This window comes from Citrobacter sp. JUb117 (assembly GCF_024809055.1).
Taxonomy (GTDB): Bacteria; Pseudomonadota; Gammaproteobacteria; order Enterobacterales; family Enterobacteriaceae; genus Citrobacter; species Citrobacter gillenii.
In genome coordinates this window covers 357,557-375,351 of sequence record NZ_JANUFB010000006.1, presented here as the reverse complement: position 1 = coordinate 375,351, position 17,795 = coordinate 357,557, and the positions used below count along the sequence as shown (strand labels likewise).

Genomic DNA, 17,795 nt, shown 5'->3' with positions numbered 1-17,795 from the left:
GTTGTTACGCCTGCTGGCAATCAGCAATAGCGTTAAGAACCACCTCGTGCGACACTCCGCCGCGCACTTCACTCTTCCCTATTGCCAACGGAAGAACTAAACGCATCTCCCCCGCCAACACTTTTTTATCTCGCAGCATGTGCGGTAAATAGGCCTGAGTGGACATCTCACGTGGTCCATCAACCGGTAAGCCTGCCCGCTTCAGCAGCGTAATGATGCGCTGCGTGTCCGCGGAGCAAAACTGACCCAGACGTTCTGACGTACGAGCAGCCATTACCATACCTGCGGCCACCGCTTCACCATGTAACCAATTGCCATAACCCATTTCAGCTTCGATTGCATGGCCAAACGTATGTCCCAGATTCAGTAAAGCACGTAAGCCCATTTCGCGCTCGTCCGCTGCGACAACTTCTGCCTTCAGCTCACAACAACGGCGGATACAGTACGCCATTGCCGGACCGTCCAGATGCAGTAATGCGTCCAGATTGTCTTCCAGCCAGCTGAAAAATTCACCGTCAAGGATGATGCCGTATTTGATCACTTCCGCCAGACCCGACGCCAGTTCACGCGCAGGAAGCGTTTTCAGACAGTCGAGATCCACCACCACGGAAGCGGGTTGGTAAAAAGCACCAATCATGTTCTTGCCGAGGGGATGGTTTACGGCGGTTTTGCCGCCAACGGAGGAATCAACCTGCGACAACAGCGTTGTCGGAACTTGAATAAAACGTACGCCGCGCTGATAGCTGGCGGCTGCAAAACCGGTAAGATCGCCAATCACGCCGCCGCCAAGAGCAACCAGCGTGGTATCGCGACCGTGCGGTTTTTGCAGTAATGCTGTGAATACCGTATCCAGCACCGTCAGGCTTTTATACTGCTCGCCGTCGGGAAGGATGACGCTATCAACATTAACACCCGCCTGTTCAAGTACGCCGCGAATCTTATCAAGATAAAGGGGAGCCAGGGTTTCGTTGGTCACCAACATAACCTGATCGCCCGATTTCAGCGGTAAGAATGAAGCCGGCTCATTAAACAAACCAGCCGCGATGGTGATAGGGTAACTACGTTCCCCGAGAGTGACTGTAATCCTCTCCATGACGCGACATCCACCTTAGTTACTTGTACCCGCAGACGAGTGTATTAAGCCAGAATCAGTTGCTTTCCAACATATGAATAATCTGGTTTGCCACGACTTTAGCGCTCTGATCATCGGTGCGAATGGTCACGTCAGCAATCTCTTCATACAGAGGATTGCGTTCGTCAGCCAACGCTTCCAGAACTTCGCGAGGCGGTGATTCTACCTGCAGCAGTGGGCGTTTCTTGTCGCGTTGAGTTCGCGCAAGTTGTTTTTCAATTGTCGTTTCAAGATAGACCACGACGCCACGCGCGGAAAGACGGTTACGTGTTTCACGTGATTTAACAGAGCCACCGCCAGTTGCCAGCACAATACCCTGTTTTTCCGTCAACTCGTTGATGACTTTTTCTTCGCGATCGCGGAAGCCGTCTTCACCTTCTACATCGAAGACCCAGCCCACATCAGCTCCGGTTCGTTTCTCAATCTCTTGATCAGAATCGTAAAATTCCATATTGAGTTGTTGAGCTAACTGGCGCCCAATAGTGCTTTTTCCGGCACCCATAGGCCCAACCAGAAAGATATTGCGTTTCTCTGCCATTTTTTCGGTACTACTAAGACTATTCGTTAATGGTAAACCCGCTTCGCAGACACTCAGCGCAGCAGGACATGAACTGAAACCTCATAAGATATTGCGAGAGTCAGACTGAAAATTATCTCAATACTCAAGCGGGTTTGGCAACTGAATAAATCACCAAACCTTTCGCATTTCTGGTCGTGGCAGGCGTATTGCCCTGCAAACATCAGGCCTGGCAACGAATCGCACGGCCAAATGACGCCAAATCAACCCATGACACACCACCAGAAAGGCAAAGCGTATTACCGGTGCACAAGTAAAGAAAACGACCGACGCTCAAATCGGTACTCCTTGTATGCTAAATACACCCGCACGTCAAATTTCTGAAACATGTCCAGTGCAAAAACAACGGCTTTTCATGCATAAATTAATCGCTCGAGACCAGTCTGGGCGTGATAAAAACCACTAACTCGCGCCGCTCATCCTCTTTACCGTCATGGCGAAATAAATATCCAAGCCAGGGGATATCGCCTAACAACGGCACGCTGTCCGCCGCAGATTTATTTTTATGCGAAAAAATCCCACCCAGCGCGATTGTCTCTCCGTTTTTTACCTCGACCTGCGTTTCAATTTCCTGCTTATCGATAGCCAGTACTTCGCCATCCGCCTGCTGTAACACCTGCCCGGGGACATTCTGGCTGATATGCAACTTTAGTCTAATTCGCCCTTTTTGCAGCACGGTTGGCGTCACCTCCATTCCCAGTACGGCTTCTTTGAACTCAACAGACGTGGCTCCGCTTTCCCCGCTGGATACCTGATAAGGGATCTCGCTGCCCTGCTTAATACTGGCAGGTTGCAGGTGAGAAGCCAGTAATCGTGGGCTGGCGATGATATCAAGCTGCTGTTTTTGCTCCAGTGCAGACAGCTCCAGTTCCAGTAGACGACCATTGATACGACCAATGTTAAACCCCACACGCGACGTCGCTGCGGACACAGAGAGATCGCTGGTCATTGTAGTGACGTTGCCCACCGTCCCCGCTTGCGTGGCGTCGGCCAGCGACCATTTCACGCCCAACTCGTGTAGGCTTTTTTCGTTAATCGTCACAATGTGTGCCGCCAGTTCGACCTGTTCAACCGGCAAGTCCATCTGCGACACCCACGTTTCCAGCGCCATCAGCGCAGGTTTGTTATCGCGAAGCAGCAGTCGGTTCGTGCGTTTATCTACCGTCATACTGCCTTTGGCGCTCAGCAGTTTCTCACCCGCTTTTGCCAGATCGGCGGCGTCAGCGTACTGCAAAACAATGCTGCGATGTTCCAGCGGGAGACTGGCCTGCCGCCGCGCCTGCTCGCTCTCCAGGCGTGCCACATTTTCATTCTGCCAGCCTACCGAATGCACATGCAGGATGCTCCCCTCCTGGCGCAACACCAGTCCGGCGCTTTTCACCACCGTCTGGAATGCCTGCTTCCACGGGACATCCGTCAGATGCAACGACATCACGCCGCTGACATCGGGCGAAATCACCAGATTTTTTCCTTCCTGCTCAGCCATCGCCTGCAATACCTGAACCACGGGAACATCATCCACCACCAGCGTCACGTTTGGCGCTTTTCCCGCCAGCACGCTGGGGATGACGACCATCAGCACCACGGCTATCCATCGCTTCATACCCTTCTCCTTGTCGTTGCCACTGCCAGCGTGACGGCTCACAGTCTTTACCCATCTCAATAGTTATGCTTTGTGCCGAGATATGAGAAACCGTCCATCCCCCCTTCAGCGCCTCATGCAGTTCGATCCGCCGCCATGTATTTTTACCATCCTGAACCAGGCCAATCAGGCGCGCTCCCCGGCTTACCGCGCCTTGATAACGCCACGTCGACAGCTCAGTGGTATGGCAACGATCCTCCGGCGGCTGGAAAGGATCGCGCATCCCGGTCAGTATCAGCAGGCTAATCCCCACCAACAGTCCACGCTTAACCGTCATTCAGGCGCTCCAGCTGCAGTGTAAGCATCAGCTCGGCATCCTCCAGGCGAAGAGAAAAACTGTTGACCTGCATCCCCCGTTCCGCCAGCCGGACAAACAATGCTGGAACAGCATCCCAGGCGGGATTCAGCGTCATCTCCCCGCCCTGTGCAGAAGGCTGCCAGTGAGTCAGGCGTGAAAGCGGAGTCTGAAAATCCAGAGCGGAAAAAGGCATCGTATTCTCGTCATTAGCCCAAAGTGTGGGGTCAGCCGGTGTAACCAGTTGGTACAGATTCCGCCATTGCGCCTGGTTCGCCGCATGTTGCTGCCGCAGTTCCTCCCGTTGTACGTTCCATTCTTGCCGTAGCGGATAAAGCAGGCACAACATGACCATCAGCGCCATGGTGACACTCCAGCCCCCCCAGCAGACGATTCGACAACGCGGCGACAAGGCCAGCCAACGATCACAGAGTACGTTCATGCATTACGCTCCGCGTCAGACGATAGTGAAATTGCCAACGTCCCAACGCATCCTTCTGAGTTTCGCCGGGGTCGCCTAAGCGAAAAAAGGACTGTTTGCGTAATTGCGTTTCCAGCGTATTGAGGGCGCTAAAGTTCTGCGCCATTCCGCTCAGTTCCAGCACTTCATGTTGCCAGGTCAGGGTTGTCAGCCACACCTGTTCGGGCAGTAAATTTGCCAGTCCTTCGAGCATCGGTTGCCAGCTTCGCGTCTGATCTCGCTGCGTTTTACGCATCTGTCGCTGTTGCCATTGTTGCTGGCGCAGGAGTAAATGCGGTTTTTGGGCCACAAGCGTCTCGCCCCGCATTTTCTCCGCAGCTATCTTCACCGTTTTTGCCCGGTTGTCTTCGATGACGACAGCGTAATAGCTCAGTGCACAGCCAACGATCAACAGCAGCGATCCGCTAAATAAAACAGCCCAAAACCGCAGGCAGGCGCGCCGCTGTGACTGACGCCAGGGGAGAAGGTTGATGGTCGCTATCATCAGTCTGTTCCCCCCATTGCCAGCCCAAGCGCAATAGTAAAGATATGACTTTCAGGCGGAATGGGCGGCTGACGAACAGACACCACGCTTAAGGGGTCAAAACGGCCTGGCCCGCACAACGCAATCTCTTCCGGGGAAAGCGATAATGTTGCAGCAAGATCGTCGATAGCGTGACTGTCGCCCACCGGTTTACGCCCCCATGCATAACGAGTCGCCCACAACCACTGCGCGTCATCGCGCCAGGCCAGACACTGCTGATGCGCCGATAAGTACGGTATAAAGCGCTGTAACGCGCTGGCATCCGGCGTAATGGCGGTTATCTGTACTTTCAGCGTTTGCATCAGCGTCAGGAGGGTCGACACCTCTTTGCTTTGCGCGGCGGTCACGTTAAAGGCCGGACTTAAGGTGTCTTCGCTATAATCGAATTGCAGCGCATCTGGGTCCATATCCAGCTCACGCGCCATCGACCCAGACAACCATGCCGTTTGTTCTGGCTCACGCAGCGTCATGACTGGGCGGGGGATCTTTTTTTGTAACGTCCTGTGGGCGGGAAAGGACAGATGAATGTGGTGTCTGCGAGGGAGTTCACGACTCCACGGCAATAACACCTTGCTGAGCTGTTCAGGTGCGCGAATGTGCCCGTCGACAATCGTCTGGTTCGCCAGCGGCAACCGCCACCAGCGCTGTAGAAACCAACCGGAGGCGTCGCGAACGACGGCCACAGCCAGCACGTCATGTTGCTGAATATGCAGACCAATTTGCCAGATATTGAAAGCCATTGCTGATGATCTCCTTATCACCCGTTGCTTTAACGGGTATATCAATGCGTCTGGCTTGCCTTTATACTACCGCGCGTTTGTTTATAAACTGCCCAAATGCCACTAAATGGGAAATCTCCAGTGAAGTTCGTAAAGTATTTATTAATCCTTGCAGTATGTTGCATCCTGCTGGGAGCAGGCTCGATTTATGGCCTCTATCGCTATATTGAGCCGCAATTACCTGACGTCGCGACGTTAAAAGATGTGCGTTTGCAGATCCCGATGCAGGTTTACAGCGCTGACGGCGAACTGATCGCGCAATATGGCGAGAAACGTCGTATTCCGGTCACGCTGGATCAGATGCCGCCGGAAATGGTCAAAGCCTTTATCGCCACCGAAGACAGCCGCTTTTATGAGCACCACGGCGTTGACCCGGTGGGGATCTTCCGTGCGGCCAGCGTTGCGCTGTTCTCCGGGCACGCGTCGCAAGGGGCGAGTACCATCACCCAACAGTTGGCGAGAAACTTCTTCCTCAGCCCGGAACGCACGCTGATGCGTAAGATCAAAGAGGTCTTCCTCGCGATCCGCATCGAGCAACTGCTGAGTAAAGATGAGATCCTCGAGCTTTATCTGAATAAGATCTACCTGGGGTATCGCGCCTATGGCGTTGGTGCCGCAGCACAAGTCTATTTCGGTAAGACGGTCGACCAGCTCAGCTTAAGCGAGATGGCAGTCATCGCCGGTCTGCCAAAAGCACCGTCAACCTTCAACCCGCTCTATTCAATGGACCGGGCTACCGCGCGACGTAACGTTGTGCTGTCGCGTATGTTGAGCGAAAACTACATCACGCAGGCCCAGTACGATCAGGCACGCAGCGAAGCTATTGACGCCAACTATCACGCGCCGGAAATTGCCTTCTCTGCGCCGTATCTGTCTGAAATGGTGCGCCAGGAAATGTATAGCCGTTATGGTGAAAAAGCCTATGAAGACGGGTATCGCATCACCACCACCATTACGCGTAAAGTCCAACAGGCGGCCCAGCAGGCGGTCCGTAATAACGTCATGGATTACGACATGCGCCACGGCTACCGTGGCCCGTCAAACGTGCTATGGAAAGTGGGCGAAAGCGCCTGGGACACCAAGAAAATCACCGACTCCCTAAAAGCGCTGCCGACCTACGGACCGCTGCTGCCGGCGGTGGTCACCAACGCAAATCCACAGGAAGCGACCGCCACGCTGGCGGACGGCACATCGGTGGCGCTGCGTATGGAAGGCATGCGCTGGGCGCGTCCTTACCGATCCGATACCCAACAGGGCCCGACGCCGCGAAAAGTGACCGATGTTGTCCAGACGGGTCAGCAAATCTGGGTCCGCCAGGTCGGTGACGCCTGGTGGCTGGCACAGGTTCCTGACGTCAACTCCGCGCTGGTCTCCATCAATCCGCAAAACGGCGCGGTAATGGCGCTGGTTGGTGGCTTTGATTTCAACCAGAGCAAGTTTAACCGTGCTACCCAGGCGTTACGTCAGGTCGGTTCGAATATCAAACCGTTCCTCTACACCGCGGCAATGGATAAAGGCCTGACGCTGGCCAGTATGCTGAATGACGTCCCAATTTCCCGCTGGGATGCGGGTGCAGGCTCTGACTGGCAGCCGAAAAACTCACCGCCGCAATATGCCGGCCCTATCCGCTTACGTCAGGGGCTGGGTCAGTCGAAGAACGTGGTGATGGTCCGCGCCATGCGCGCGATGGGCGTAGATTACGCAGCAGAGTATCTGCAACGTTTTGGCTTCCCGGCGCAAAATATTGTTCATACCGAGTCGCTGGCGCTGGGTTCCGCCTCGTTCACCCCGCTGCAGGTTGCCCGCGGCTACGCGGTGATGGCCAACGGTGGTTTCCTGGTTGATCCGTACTTCATCAGCAAGATTGAAACCGATCAGGGCGGTGTTATCTTCGAAGCGAAGCCCAAAATTGCCTGTCCGGAGTGTGATATTCCGGTGATTTATGGCGACACCCAGAAATCTAACGTGCTGGAAAACAGTAACGTTGAAGACGTTGCCATTTCTCAGGAACAGCAGAATGCCGCGGTGCCAATGCCGCAACTTGAGCAGGCGAATCAGGCGCTGGTCGCGCAAAGCGGGACCCAGGAATACGCCCCGCATGTGATCAACACGCCGCTGGCGTTCCTGATTAAAAGCGCGCTGAACACCAATATCTTTGGTGAGCCAGGCTGGATGGGTACCGGCTGGCGTGCAGGTCGTGATTTACAACGTCGAGATATCGGCGGTAAAACCGGGACCACCAACAGCTCGAAAGATGCCTGGTTCTCCGGCTACGGCCCAGGGGTCGTGACCTCGGTATGGATTGGTTTTGATGACCATCGCCGTAACCTTGGACACTCTACGGCCTCGGGTGCGATCAAAGATCAGATCTCCGGCTATGAAGGGGGGGCGAAGAGTGCCCAGCCAGCGTGGGATGCCTATATGAAGAGTGTGTTAGAGGGCGTACCAGAGCAGCCGCTGACGCCACCGCCAGGTATCGTAACGGTCAATATCGATCGCAGCACCGGTCAACTGGCGAGCGGCGGCAACAGTCGCGAAGAGTATTTTATTGAAGGGACTCAGCCCACACAGCAGGCGGTACATGAAGTGGGGACCACCATTATTGATAATGGTGAGGCTCACGAACTGTTCTGATCTATTGCCGGATGGCGCTTCGCTTATCCGGCCTACTTAACGCAACATGGTAGGCCGGATAAGACGCCTCTGGCGTCACCTTCCGGCGCTATACGCTACAGTCGTCCCTGCCCTTTCAGCCATTCACGCACCAGAAACAGCGCGCTCACATTACGCGCTTCGTGAAAGTCCGGGTCTTCTAACAAATCCATCAAATGTGCCAACGGCCAGCGCACCTGCGGCAACGGCTCGGGTTCATCACCTTCCAGCGATTCAGGATACAGGTCCTCGGCCACGACGATGTTCATCTTGCTGGAGAAATAGGACGGTGCCATGCTGAGTTTTTTCAAAAACGTCAGGTCATTTGCCCCAAATCCGACCTCTTCTTTCAGCTCCCGATTCGCCGCTTCAAACACGCTTTCACCGGGATCGATTAACCCTTTGGAAAAACCAAGCTCATAAGATTCGGTCCCGACCGCGTATTCGCGGATGAGAATCAGATGGTCATCAACAATCGGCACAATCATTACCGCTTCGCGCGTGGACGGACGCATACGTTCGTAGACGCGGCGTACGCCGTTGCTGAACTCAAGGTCAACACTTTCGACTTTAAACAGCCGGGATTGTGCGACGGTTTCCACTTTCAGAATCGTGGGTTTTTGTAATGATTTGCTCATCGTGAGAGTCTTTGCCGTGAAATCTGGGGTCATTGTGCGATATACCGCACGGTTTCGGCAATGTGAATTGCCGTTTATTTACATTTATGTAACGTACTAAAAGTTAATTCCCATTTCAAATTAAAAGTCAATAGGTTGAAATAACTCCAGGAATTTGCTGATATGCCGTTTTTGGTGATTTTGCTATGATTCGCATTTACTGGGCTGTACTTTAAAGATGCTCAAGTTCAACTCCACGCTTGCCGATAGCCAACGACAGAATCACGATTATTTTCCAGGGTGCGACTGACCACGCCTGACAGACTAAGTAAGATGGGGAAAGCATGAGCACCATTCTGATTTTTTTAGCTGCTTTGCTGGCCTGCTCGTTACTTGCAGGGTGGCGACTCAGATCAAAATCCAGGCGGCAAAAACTGCCCTGGAGTAACGTTTTCTCAGACGCCAATAAGCGTAAACTGACGCCCGAAGAGCGCAGCGCAGTCGAAAACTACCTGGAAAACCTGAGTCAAAATCAGCAGATACCTGGCCCAACAGGCGCCAGCGCCGTCCCTGTATCGCTCACACTGAATGCCCAAAGTAATAGCGTCATCGTGCTGACCCATTCGATTACGCGCTACGGTATCACCACGGACGATCCCAATAAGTGGCGTTATTATCTGGATTCCGTCGAAGTGCATTTGCCTCCCTTCTGGGAACAATACATCAATGACGAAAATAGCGTTGAGCTGATCCACACAAATACGCTACCGCTGGTGATCTCGTTAAACGGTCATACGCTGCAAGAGTACATGCAGGAAGCGCGTGGCTATGCGCTACAGCATACTGCATCGACGCAGGCCTCTATTCGTGGTGAAGAAAGCGAGCAAATTGAGCTGCTAAATATTCGCCAGGAAACACATGAAGAGTATGCGCTGAGCCGCCCGGCAGGACTCCGCGAGGCGTTGCTGATTGCCGCATCTTTCCTGTTGTTCTTCTTTTGCCTAATCGTGCCGGATGGCTTTGTACCGTGGCTGGCCGGTGGTGCCGTATTGCTGCTGGCTGCGGGCCTGTGGGGACTGTTCGCCCCGCCGTCTAAAACTGCCCTGCGGGAGATCCATTGCCTGCGCGGAACCCCGCGTCGTTGGGGGCTGTTTGGCGAAAACGACCAGGAACATATTAATAATATCTCACTGGGTATTATCGATCTGATTTATCCGCCTCACTGGCAGCCCTACATTGCGCAAGATCTCGGGCAACAAACGGATATCGATATTTATCTCGATCGCCATGTTGTCCGCCAGGGGCGTTTTTTATCCTTGCATGACGAAGTGAAAAACTTCCCCTTGCAGCACTGGCTACGTAGCGCTGTTATCGCAGGAGGATCGTTGCTGGTCCTGCTGATGCTGCTGTTCTGGATCCCGCTGGATATGCCGATAAAATTCACGCTGTCCTGGATGAAAGGCGCGCAAACTATCGAGGCCACCAGCGTTAAGCAGCTCGAAAACGCCGGGGTTCGCGTCGGCGATACCCTGCATCTGAGCGGTACGGGAATGTGCAACATTCACACATCCGGAAGCTGGAACGCACAGCCCACCACGCCTTTTCTACCTTTCGATTGCTCACAGATTATCTGGAATGATGCACGCGCGCTGCCGCTGCCCGAGTCCGATTTGGTGAATAAAGCGACGGCACTCACGCAGGCCGTCAGCCGCCAACTACACCCCAAACCCGATGATGATTCCCGTGTCAGCGCATCGTTACGATCGGCCATTCAGAAATCCGGCATGGTATTACTGGATGACTTTGGTGAGATTGTCCTGAAGACTGCCGACCTGTGCGCCGCCGAAGATGAATGTGTGCGCCTGAAAAATGCGCTGGTCAATCTAGGTAACAGTAAAGACTGGACCGCGCTGGTGAAGCGGGCCAACGCAGGTAAGCTGGATGGTGTAAACGTGTTGCTGCGCCCGGTCAGCGCCGAGTCGCTGGATAACCTGGTCAATACCTCCACTGCGCCGTTTATTGCACGCGAGACCGCCCGCGCCGCTCAGGCACTGAACAGCCCTGCACCTGGCGGCTTCCTGATTATCAGTGACGAAGGCAGCGATCTGGTCGATCAGCCCTGGCCTGCCACATCGTTGTATGACTATCCGCCTCAGGAGCAGTGGAACGCCTTCCAGCGTCTGGCGCAGATGCTCATGCAGACACCCTTCCGCGCGGAAGGGATCGTCACCAATGTCACGACCGATGCCAATGGAACCCAGCACATCGGGCTGCACCGTATCCCGGATCGTTCAGGCCTGTGGCGTTACCTCGGCACCACCTTGCTGATGTTTTCCATGCTGGGTTGTGCGCTCTATAACGGCATTCAGGCGTTCAGACGCTACCAGCGCCACCGCTCACGCATCGCAGAAATTCAGGGATACTACGAAAGTTGCCTGAATCCCACGCTGATTGACGATCCGGAAAGCCTCATTCGATAACACGCCCGCGCGACAGGATATGCTACCCTGTCGCGCATCTGTTTTCCTTTGGGAGTTCCTATGCATATTGATATCGCCTGGCAGGACGTCGACACCGTGCTGCTGGATATGGACGGCACACTGCTCGATCTGGCGTTCGATAACTATTTCTGGCAAAAACTGGTGCCGGAAACGTATGGCGCGCAGCAGGGGATCTCTCCCGAGGAAGCCCAGAACTATATTCGCCAGCAATATCACGCCGTGCAACATACGCTAAACTGGTACTGCCTGGATTACTGGAGCGAACGCCTGGGTCTGGATATTTGTGCCATGACGACAGCCCAAGGGCCACGCGCCGTGCTGCGCGAAGATACTGTCCCCTTTCTTGATGCCTTAAAGGCCTGCGGCAAGCGCCGTATTTTGCTGACCAACGCGCATCCACATAACCTGGCGGTGAAGCTGGAGCATACCGGTCTGGCCTCACACCTTGATTTATTACTTTCCACCCATACATTTGGTTATCCCAAAGAGGATCAGCGGTTATGGCACGCTGTAGCTGAAGAAACGGGAATGCGTGCTGAGAAAACGCTGTTTATTGACGACAGCGAAGCCATTCTCGACGCCGCTGCTCAATTCGGCATTCGATACTGCCTCGGCGTGACCAATCCCGATTCAGGTATTGCGGAAAAACAGTATGCACGCCATCCGTCACTGAATGACTACCGCCGACTGATCCCCTCACTGATGTGAAGGAGATGCCATGAAAGAGAAGCCCCCTGTTGACGTCAGGCTGGATAAATGGCTGTGGGCTGCGCGTTTTTATAAAACGCGTGCGATAGCTCGCGAAATGGTTGAAGGCGGTAAGGTGCATTACAACGGGCAGCGCAGTAAGCCGAGCAAGATTGTCGAGCTGAATGCCACCCTCACCTTGCGCCAGGGAAATGACGAGCGGACGGTGATTATTAAGGCCATTACCGAACAGCGTCGCCCGGCAACGGAAGCCGTTACGCTGTACGAAGAAACCGCGCAAAGCGTGGAAAAGCGCGAAAAAATAGCGCTGGCGCGTAAACTTAACGCGTTGACCATGCCGCACCCGGACAGGCGACCGGACAAAAAAGAGCGCCGCGACCTGTTACGATTTAAACACGGCGACAGTGAATGACTGTCACCCGCAAGAGAGATGATTATGCCGCAACATGACCAATTACATCGTTATCTGTTTGAAAACTTTGCCGTGCGCGGCGAGCTGGTAACCGTTTCACAAACCCTGCAACAGATCCTCGAAAACCATACTTACCCACAGCCGGTTAAAACCGTGCTGGCCGAGCTGCTGGTCGCCACCAGCCTGCTGACCGCTACGCTAAAGTTTGCCGGTGATATCACCGTACAGCTCCAGGGCGATGGCCCGCTGAGCCTGGCGGTGATTAACGGTAACAACAAGCAGCAGATGCGCGGTGTCGCGCGTATTCAGGGCGATATCCCTGAAGATGCAGATCTGAAAACGCTGGTCGGTAACGGCTATCTGGTGATCACCATTACACCGGAAGAAGGTGAACGCTATCAGGGCGTGGTGGGTCTGGAAGGTGACACGCTGGCCGCCTGTCTGGAAGATTACTTCCTGCGTTCAGAACAGCTGCCAACGCGTCTGTTTATCCGCACTGGCGACGTCGATGGCAAGCCAGCAGCAGGCGGTATGCTGTTGCAGGTGATGCCAGCACAAGACGCGCAGGCCGATGATTTTACCCACCTCGCCATGCTGACGGAAACCATTAAAGCCGAAGAGCTGCTGACGCTGCCAGCAAATGATGTGCTGTGGCGTTTGTACCACGAAGAAGAGGTGACCCTGTACGATCCACAGGACGTGGTGTTCAAATGCACCTGTTCACGTGAGCGTTGTGCAGATGCGCTAAGAACCCTGCCGGACGAAGAAGTGGACAGCATTCTGGCTGAAGAAGGCGAGATCGATATGAATTGCGATTACTGCGCGAGCCATTATCTGTTTAACGCGATGGATATTGCTGAGATCCGCAACAACGCATCCCCTGCTGACCCACAAGTGCATTAAGTTCATAGCCCGGCAGACAGTCCATTCTGCCGGGCTACTTGTTCCAGCGTTTACTCAGCGTAGTAGTTAATCTCTAACCGTTTCCCATCGAGAGTGATATCCCGCCAGATTCTGGGGGCTGTAGTCAGCCTGTGATTTTCCACCGCCTGCAAAAGCGTCGCTTTCGTGAATCCTTCAGGTAACTGGGCTGCGCCGAGCAAAGACCATTGCTTTTCCTTCATGCCAAAGATCAGACTTTCTCCCTCGCCAAAAGCATAAAGCACCTGCTCCGGCTGACCATCTGCGTTAAGATCCTGATTCACTAACACGCATGCATCCTGCTCAACACAGGAGTTAATGCGGTAGCTTTGCTGTTTTACAAACCGCCAGAATGCGTCATCGGGTTTTTTGCTACCCGGCGCAATCATCACCATCGGTGCCAGTTGCGTTGTGGTCAGTTCCCGCATGGGATCGAGGTTCCCGCGTAGAATGGCGTTTAAATCACGTCTGCGCTTACTGTCCTTAGTGAAAGCGTCATCTTTTTGTAACGCCTCCAACGCAGCACGCCCCGGTTTTCCGCTATTACGCAACATGTACAGGCTGACCTGATCCGGTGAAATTTGGCCACTATGATAACGGGCCATATGGCTGTTGACGCTAATACGCCAGACATCAATGACCGGCGACGTCAGCAGAATCAACAGTCCCAGAGACAGTAACGAAACACCGAGGATGACTTTGCTCTGAATTTCCAGTGGATTGTGTCCACGGCGCATAATGCTCGCCATGTAGCCGAATGACCAAACCAGCAGCACTGCGATGATCAGCGCACCATGCAGACGCTCAGGCGTCCAGCCATACTGATTGACGCGGACCCAGAGCGCCCAGCTGGCTATCAACATATAAACCGGGGCGACGAGAAGTGAGGTGTTAATCAGATAACGTAATGCCCCTGGATAGGGTAAGTCGCGTTTTTGCGGCTCGCGCACAACGACCATCAATAGCAGGAGCAGCAACGTCAGCGTCGACATCAGCCCCGCCGCAGACACCCGTTGCGAAATCGCCTCCAGACCGGTAAAGGGTAATGTCAGCATAAACATCAGCGCTAACAACGCGACCAGAGGCAACAGACCCGTGGCGATCAACGTCAGAAGCTTTTGTACCGCCGTCACCAGGCGTGACTGCGTACGTGCCAGAATCACCGCCAGCGCGGTAATAAGGCCAAACGTTACATAACCAAACCAGTCGGTCTCAAAGAATAGCGTGTTAAAAAAGGGAATACCGACCAGCTTAAACATCTCGCTCCACAGCAAGAGGACCATCCAGAACAGGCCGTTGGCGACAAAGACGATCAGCAATGTCAGAACATTCAGCCATATCTGGCTGTAAAACTGCGGATAGCGCGCCTGGTCGGTACGCGTATGGAGTTGGTACTGGATCCAGGGTAACGCCAGCATAGCCATGAGAAAGAGGCGCCAACCGTAGACAAAGAAAATCTCATTCTCATTCCACCGGTTCCCTCCTGCAACGTGCCCCTTCAACCAGATGCTCATCGCCAGTACGACGCAGAAGATCACCGCCATCCAGCACCACAGCGCGCGCTGTTTAAACGAGACCACAGAAAGCAGAATCGCCGACGTCAGCGCTATCGTTACAGGCATTCCATAGAACAGCCAGCTACTGTTATGGGGGATGAGGTAAGTCATCAGCAGGTAACACACTACGCCTTGCAGCAGACCAATAAACATCATGCCCCAGCGGGTCGTACGTGAAAGCTCAACACTGTCCATGTCGTAATCCAGAATGAAGGGAAAAGATCATTATCGCATCAACATCACAATTATTGGCACTTACCGGTGTCTTTCAGCCCCTCACAACGCGACGTGAATCGATATTTCATATGTTTGAGTTACGTTATTTTCCTACATGAATGCGATTACACTCACAAGATTCCCGCCAAATATACTCTCCATTAACGTTTTAGGAACATTTTCCACAACAAAAAAGGGTTTCCTGCCATAATATCCGCCTATTTGCGACAGGAGTCGCAGCGTATTCAGTTATCTGTGATTTTGCCGGATGCGTAAATCTATGAGCCTTGTCGCGGTTAACAATCCCTAAAAAACCTTACTATTCCAGGTAATACATATTGGCTAAGGAGCAGTGAAATGCGTGTGAACAACAGTTTAACCCCGCAAGATCTCGAGGCTTATGGTATCAATGACGTTCAGGATATCGTTTACAATCCCAGCTACGACCTGCTGTACCAGGAAGAGCTTGATCCAAATCTGGAAGGCTACGAGCGCGGAGTGTTAACTAATCTGGGCGCCGTTGCTGTTGATACCGGTATCTTTACCGGGCGTTCACCAAAGGATAAGTACATTGTCCGTGACGACACCACGCGAGATACGCTCTGGTGGTCCGACAAGGGTAAAGGTAAGAACGACAACAAACCGCTTTCTCAGGAAACCTGGCAGCACCTGAAAGGATTAGTCACCCAGCAACTCTCAGGCAAACGCCTGTTTATCGTTGATGCATTCTGCGGCGCGAACGCCGATACCCGCCTTTCAGTGCGCTTTATTACCGAAGTCGCCTGGCAGGCACATTTCGTTAAAAACATGTTTATCCGCCCAAGCGATGAAGAACTGCTTGATTTTAAACCTGATTTTATCGTGATGAACGGTGCGAAATGCACCAACCCGCAGTGGAAAGAACAGGGGCTCAACTCTGAGAACTTCGTGGCTTTCAACCTGACTGAACGTATTCAGTTAATTGGCGGGACCTGGTACGGCGGAGAGATGAAAAAAGGCATGTTCTCCGTGATGAATTACCTGCTGCCGCTGAAAGGCATTGCCTCCATGCACTGCTCGGCAAACGTCGGTGAAAAAGGTGATGTGGCGGTGTTCTTTGGCCTGTCCGGTACCGGTAAAACCACGCTGTCTACCGACCCGAAACGTCGCCTGATTGGCGATGATGAGCACGGCTGGGACGACGACGGTGTGTTCAACTTCGAGGGCGGCTGCTACGCGAAGACCATCAAGCTGTCTAAAGATGCAGAACCAGAAATCTACAATGCGATTCGCCGCGATGCGCTGCTGGAAAACGTCACCGTACGTGAAGATGGCTCTATCGACTTCGATGACGGTTCTAAAACCGAGAATACCCGCGTTTCCTACCCGATTTATCACATCGATAATATCGTTAAGCCAGTGTCAAAAGCGGGCCATGCCACCAAGGTTATCTTCCTGACCGCCGATGCGTTTGGCGTTCTGCCACCGGTATCCCGTCTGACCGCAGATCAAACCCAGTACCACTTCCTGTCTGGCTTCACCGCCAAACTGGCTGGAACCGAGCGCGGCGTGACTGAACCGACCCCAACCTTCTCTGCCTGTTTCGGTGCGGCCTTCCTGTCACTGCACCCGACGCAGTACGCAGAAGTGCTGGTGAAACGCATGCAGGCTGCTGGCGCACAGGCCTATCTGGTTAACACCGGCTGGAACGGTACCGGCAAACGTATCTCTATTAAAGATACCCGCGCCATTATCGATGCCATCCTGAACGGTTCTCTGGATGACGCAGAAACGTTCCGTCTGCCGATGTTTGACCTGGCGATCCCAACCGAACTGCCGGGCGTAGACACACGTATTCTCGATCCGCGTAATACCTACGCGTCACCAGAACAGTGGCAGGAAAAAGCCAATGCGCTGGCGAAACTGTTTATCGAAAACTTCGAGAAGTATACCGATACCCCAGCGGGTGCCGCGTTAGTCAGCGCCGGTCCGAAGCTGTAATTTTTGATTCGTTATATGGCCCCTTATCTGAAAGGATAAGGGGCTTTTTATTGTATTTACTCTTTTAAAATGTACTCTGTACACCTATAATTTGTACTATTAGCCCCATGCGCAGGAAGCGCCATGTTCACATTTATTGAGCTACAGGGATTTAGTAAACGCCGTCCGTTACTTTTACCTGACGATGAGTTTCGTGCCTTTCAAGAGGCGCTTATTGAAAACCCTGAGGCAGGGGATACTATCGCTGGTACGGGGGGATTCAGAAAAATTCGCTGGAGTCGCTCTGGTATGGGTAAGCGCAGCGGTATTCGGGTTATCTATTACAACGTGACGCGTAAAGGTCGAATCTATCTGGCTTTGCTCTATCCTAAGAATGAACAGGATGATTTAACCGAAGAGCAAAAAACCGTTTTAATGCACTTATCCGATATGCTGATTTAATTATGAGAATTTTAATCATCAGGACACCGCGATCCGGTGTGGTGAGGCCAAAATGAAAGACGAATTATTTGCCGATTTGCTGGCCAGTGCAGAAGAAATGGTACGTATAGAGAAAGGTGAAGAAACACCTAAACCTGAACATGTGCATACTTTTAGCGAAATTGATGTTAAAGCCATCCGCGAAGCAACAGGGTTACGCCAACAGGATTTTGCCATAGCGGTTGGTGTGAGTTATGACCTGGTTAAAAGCTGGGAAACGAAACGACGCCAACCCACTGGAGCACCAAGAAAACTGCTTTTATTAATTCAAAAAAACCCATTTATAATTAATCAATTAAAAGCAATTTAAGCCAGAGGTTTTA

The 17,795-nt window shown here is 53.1% G+C and carries 17 protein-coding genes; 8 read left to right on the top strand and 9 right to left on the bottom strand.

Features of this window, described 5'->3' with window-relative positions; all coding sequences use genetic code 11:
• Positions 1–4: 4 nt before the first annotated feature.
• The 7 genes from aroB to M2374_RS16170 form a co-directional block, all read right to left on the bottom strand.
• Positions 5–1,093: a 3-dehydroquinate synthase gene (aroB, locus tag M2374_RS16200; protein ID WP_115257310.1), complete on the bottom strand. Its 1,089-nt coding sequence runs from the start codon at positions 1,091–1,093 to the stop codon at positions 5–7.
• Between the two features lie 55 nt (positions 1,094–1,148).
• The gene (gene aroK, locus M2374_RS16195; RefSeq protein WP_003023552.1) at positions 1,149–1,670 is read right to left on the bottom strand and encodes a shikimate kinase AroK; all 522 of its coding nucleotides are present in this window, start codon (positions 1,668–1,670) and stop codon (positions 1,149–1,151) included.
• A 403-nt stretch (positions 1,671–2,073) separates the two neighbouring features.
• Positions 2,074–3,312 (bottom strand): DNA uptake porin HofQ, encoded by a 1,239-nt coding sequence (gene hofQ / locus M2374_RS16190; RefSeq protein ID WP_181688689.1) that lies wholly within the window; start codon positions 3,310–3,312, stop codon positions 2,074–2,076.
• Positions 3,224–3,628, bottom strand: coding sequence for a HofP DNA utilization family protein (locus M2374_RS16185; protein ID WP_137362549.1), 405 nt, complete (start codon positions 3,626–3,628; stop codon positions 3,224–3,226). The genes hofQ and M2374_RS16185 overlap by 89 nt, the downstream gene beginning before the upstream one ends.
• Positions 3,618–4,088 carry a hypothetical protein gene (locus M2374_RS16180; RefSeq protein WP_181688688.1) on the bottom strand — a complete coding sequence of 157 codons (471 nt, stop codon included), beginning with the start codon at positions 4,086–4,088 and terminating at the stop codon, positions 3,618–3,620. The genes M2374_RS16185 and M2374_RS16180 overlap by 11 nt, the downstream gene beginning before the upstream one ends.
• Positions 4,072–4,611, bottom strand: a complete 540-nt coding sequence (locus M2374_RS16175; RefSeq protein ID WP_181688687.1) for a PilN domain-containing protein — start codon at positions 4,609–4,611, stop codon at positions 4,072–4,074. Before M2374_RS16175 ends, M2374_RS16180 begins: the two co-directional genes overlap by 17 nt.
• Positions 4,611–5,390 carry a DNA utilization protein HofM gene (locus M2374_RS16170; protein WP_135911290.1) on the bottom strand — a complete coding sequence of 260 codons (780 nt, stop codon included), beginning with the start codon at positions 5,388–5,390 and terminating at the stop codon, positions 4,611–4,613. Before M2374_RS16170 ends, M2374_RS16175 begins: the two co-directional genes overlap by 1 nt.
• A gap of 120 nt (positions 5,391–5,510) precedes the next feature.
• On the opposite strand from M2374_RS16170, the gene mrcA reads away from it, so the two are divergent.
• On the top strand, positions 5,511–8,063 hold the full coding sequence (mrcA, locus tag M2374_RS16165) for a peptidoglycan glycosyltransferase/peptidoglycan DD-transpeptidase MrcA (protein WP_161959014.1): 2,553 nt from the start codon (positions 5,511–5,513) through the stop codon (positions 8,061–8,063).
• A gap of 95 nt (positions 8,064–8,158) precedes the next feature.
• Here mrcA and nudE read toward each other — a convergent pair whose 3' ends face one another.
• Positions 8,159–8,719 carry an ADP compounds hydrolase NudE gene (nudE, locus tag M2374_RS16160; protein ID WP_161959015.1) on the bottom strand — a complete coding sequence of 187 codons (561 nt, stop codon included), beginning with the start codon at positions 8,717–8,719 and terminating at the stop codon, positions 8,159–8,161.
• Between the two features lie 323 nt (positions 8,720–9,042).
• Here nudE and igaA point away from each other — a divergent pair, with 323 nt between their 5' ends.
• The 4 genes from igaA to hslO are packed head-to-tail and all read left to right on the top strand — an operon-like array spanning position 9,043 to position 13,222.
• Positions 9,043–11,178 (top strand): intracellular growth attenuator protein IgaA, encoded by a 2,136-nt coding sequence (gene igaA, locus M2374_RS16155; protein ID WP_181688686.1) that lies wholly within the window; start codon positions 9,043–9,045, stop codon positions 11,176–11,178.
• A gap of 60 nt (positions 11,179–11,238) precedes the next feature.
• Positions 11,239–11,907, top strand: coding sequence for a GMP/IMP nucleotidase (yrfG, locus tag M2374_RS16150; protein WP_096759274.1), 669 nt, complete (start codon positions 11,239–11,241; stop codon positions 11,905–11,907).
• A gap of 10 nt (positions 11,908–11,917) precedes the next feature.
• On the top strand, positions 11,918–12,319 hold the full coding sequence (gene hslR / locus M2374_RS16145; protein WP_115257302.1) for a ribosome-associated heat shock protein Hsp15: 402 nt from the start codon (positions 11,918–11,920) through the stop codon (positions 12,317–12,319).
• 24 nt (positions 12,320–12,343) lie between these two features.
• Positions 12,344–13,222, top strand: coding sequence for an Hsp33 family molecular chaperone HslO (gene hslO, locus M2374_RS16140; RefSeq protein WP_181688685.1), 879 nt, complete (start codon positions 12,344–12,346; stop codon positions 13,220–13,222).
• 50 nt (positions 13,223–13,272) lie between these two features.
• Here hslO and M2374_RS16135 read toward each other — a convergent pair whose 3' ends face one another.
• A complete protein-coding gene (locus tag M2374_RS16135; protein WP_181688684.1) occupies positions 13,273–14,991 on the bottom strand; it encodes a DUF4153 domain-containing protein in 1,719 nt (572 codons plus the stop codon).
• Between the two features lie 378 nt (positions 14,992–15,369).
• On the opposite strand from M2374_RS16135, the gene pckA reads away from it, so the two are divergent.
• The 3 genes from pckA (at position 15,370) to nadS (ending at position 17,782) form a co-directional block, all read left to right on the top strand.
• Positions 15,370–16,992, top strand: a complete 1,623-nt coding sequence (gene pckA, locus M2374_RS16130) for a phosphoenolpyruvate carboxykinase (ATP) (RefSeq protein ID WP_115257300.1) — start codon at positions 15,370–15,372, stop codon at positions 16,990–16,992.
• Positions 16,993–17,115: 123 nt separating this feature from the next.
• On the top strand, positions 17,116–17,433 hold the full coding sequence (locus tag M2374_RS16125; protein WP_181688683.1) for a type II toxin-antitoxin system RelE/ParE family toxin: 318 nt from the start codon (positions 17,116–17,118) through the stop codon (positions 17,431–17,433).
• A gap of 52 nt (positions 17,434–17,485) precedes the next feature.
• Entirely contained in the window at positions 17,486–17,782 is a 297-nt protein-coding gene (nadS, locus tag M2374_RS16120) for a NadS family protein (protein WP_003837894.1), read from the top strand.
• Positions 17,783–17,795: the final 13 nt, after the last annotated feature.